Origin of the sequence: Stenotrophomonas sp. 3diitr2024 (assembly GCF_042136455.1) — a bacterium.
GTDB classification, from domain to species: Bacteria; Pseudomonadota; Gammaproteobacteria; order Xanthomonadales; family Xanthomonadaceae; genus Stenotrophomonas; species Stenotrophomonas sepilia.
Map to the genome: position 1 here is coordinate 1 of NZ_JBHHMJ010000140.1, position 2,478 is coordinate 2,478.

Annotated in this window: 1 protein-coding gene; it reads left to right on the forward strand. The window is 66.3% G+C overall.

From position 1 onward, the window contains the following. The first annotated feature begins 215 nt into the window (after nt 1-215). On the forward strand, nt 216-2,393 hold the full coding sequence (locus ABGA94_RS03435) for a carboxy terminal-processing peptidase (protein ID WP_375366394.1): 2,178 nt from the start codon (nt 216-218) through the stop codon (nt 2,391-2,393). Nucleotides 2,394-2,478: the final 85 nt, after the last annotated feature.

Here is a 2,478-nt window from a genome sequence, read left to right on the forward strand (position 1 = left end):
GCCAGCCGGTGCTGCCGAAGGTGTCTCGGCTGCTTGCTGCCGGCCAGCCGAGCATGGGCTCGGCTCTACATGCATTCACAATTTGCTACACCGGCCCCGCTAGGCTGGTTTTCCACCGAGCGCGGCCGGGTGACAAACCCGGCAACTTTCGGCACTGTCGGGGTGTCTGAACACCCTGCAGTCTCCCCCTTGGCAAGGCGCCTTCGAGCACGTCAATGAAATTCAAAGCCCCCGCATTCCTGATGGCCCTGGCGCTGGTCGCGCCGCTGGCGCTGGCGGCCAAGGCCGACTCGCCTGCATTGCCCGCTGCGGCAACCGCCGATCAGGTGACCACCTCCAAGCTGGTGTATGGCCTGTTGTCCGACAGTCGTTACGCCTACCGCCCGCGTGCGCTGGACGAGGCCACCTCCAAGGACGTGTTCAAGCGCTATCTGGAGACGCTGGACGGCGCCAAGCAGTACTTCACCCAGGCCGACGTGGCGCGCTTTGCGCCCTTCGAAGCCAACATCTCCTCGGCCATTCGTGGCGGCGAACTGGAGCCGGCGTTCCAGGTGTTCGCGGTCTACAAGCAGCGTGTCGGCGAACGTGTGGCCTTTGCGCGCAAGCTGCTCAAGCAGGAGCCGGACTTCACCACCGACGAGCGCTTCGAATACGACCGCAAGAAGGTGCCGTGGGCGGCCAGCAGCGCCGAGCTGGATGAGCTGTGGCGCAAGTCGGTGAAGAACGACTGGCTGCGCCTGAAGCTGGCGGGCAAGAAGCCGGACGATATCCGCAAGACGCTGGACAAGCGCTACGCGACGCTGGAGAAGTCGGTCAATGAGCTGAAGGGCGAAGACGTCTTCCAGTTCTTCATGAATTCGTACACCAGCGCGGTTGATCCGCACACCGATTACTTCACCCCGCGCACGGCCGAGAACTTCAACCAGGCGATGTCGCTGTCGCTGGAAGGCATCGGTGCGCAGCTGCAGCGCCAGGACGACGTGGTGGTGATCCGCGAGATCATCGCCGGTGGCCCGGCTGCGGTGGACGGCACGCTGAAGCCGGGTGACCGCATCGTCGGCGTTGGCCAGGGCAAGTCTGGCCAGGTCGAGGACGTGATCGGCTGGCGCATCGACGATGTGGTGGCCAAGATCCGCGGCGCCAAGGACACCCAGGTCAAGCTGGAGTTCATTCCGGCTGCCGAAGGTGCCGATGGCAAGCACCACACCCTGGTGCTGACCCGGCAGAAGGTGCGCCTGGCCGAACAGGCCGCCAAGGGCGAGACCATGACCATTCCGGCCGCCAACGGCGAGCCGGCACGGAAGATTGGTGTGATCAAGCTGCCGACCTTCTACCAGGATTTCGAAGGCCGCCGCCGCAACGCCGCCGACTATGCCTCGGCCACCCGCGACGTGGCCAAGCTGCTGGCTGGTTTCAAGAACGACAAGCTGGACGGCGTGGTGCTGGACCTGCGCAACAACGGCGGCGGTTCGCTGGATGAAGCCATCGAACTGACCGGCCTGTTCATCGAGCAGGGCCCGGTGGTGCAGGTGCGTGAGTCCGGTGGCCGCGTCACCGTCAACAGCGACCGCAACCAGGGTGTGGCGTGGGATGGCCCGCTGGCGGTGCTGATCAACCGCGGTTCGGCCTCGGCCTCGGAGATCTTCGCCGGTGCGATCCAGGACTATGGTCGTGGCCTGGTGATCGGTGAAACCAGCTTCGGCAAGGGCACCGTGCAGAACATCGTGGACCTCGACCGTTGGCCGAGTGGCGAGACCCAGCGCTTCGGCCAGGTCAAGCTGACCATCGCCCAGTTCTTCCGCATCAGCGGCAGCAGCACCCAGCACAAGGGCGTGGTGCCGGACCTGGCCTTCCCGGCCAGCGTCGATGCCACCGAGTTCGGCGAGAGCACCTACGATAACGCCCTGCCGTGGACCCGCATCGCCGCCGTGCCGCACACCCAGTACGGCAACTTCGCGCCGCTGCTGCCGAAGCTGGAGGCCCGCCACGACGCGCGAATCGCCACCGACAAGGAATTCCAGTGGTGGAACGAGGACGTGCAGCAGTTCCGAACCGAGGCGGCGAAGAAGTACATCTCGCTCAACGAGGCCACCCGTCGCGCCGAACGCGAGCGCCAGGACGTCCAGCGCAAGGAACGCCAGCTGCAGCGCAAGGAGCTGGGCCTGGCCCTGGACCCGCTGGCCGATGACAGCAGTGATGATGGCCTGACCGGCAACGAGCGCGACATCGTCAAGGATGCCGCCCGCGAAAAGGCCGCCGAAAAGCGTCCGGACCCGCTGCTGCGCGAGTCGGCCTCGATCCTGGCCGACGCGGTGAACCTGCTGGCCAATGACCGTCCGCTGTCGGCCCAGGTGCTGCCGCAGTCCACCGGCGCGGGGCGTTGGGCGGACTGAGCCGGAGACGGCGCGCGACATTCGCAGGGGCCGGCATTGCCGGCCCCTTCTTGTTTGGGAAGCCCACTCCCGGTCGCGCCCGGGC

Excerpts from the sequence above, each read along its gene's own strand:
- ABGA94_RS03435 (WP_375366394.1), top strand. The coding sequence starts at position 216 with ATGAAATTCAAAGCCCCCGCATTCCTGATGGCCCTGGCGCTGGTCGCG.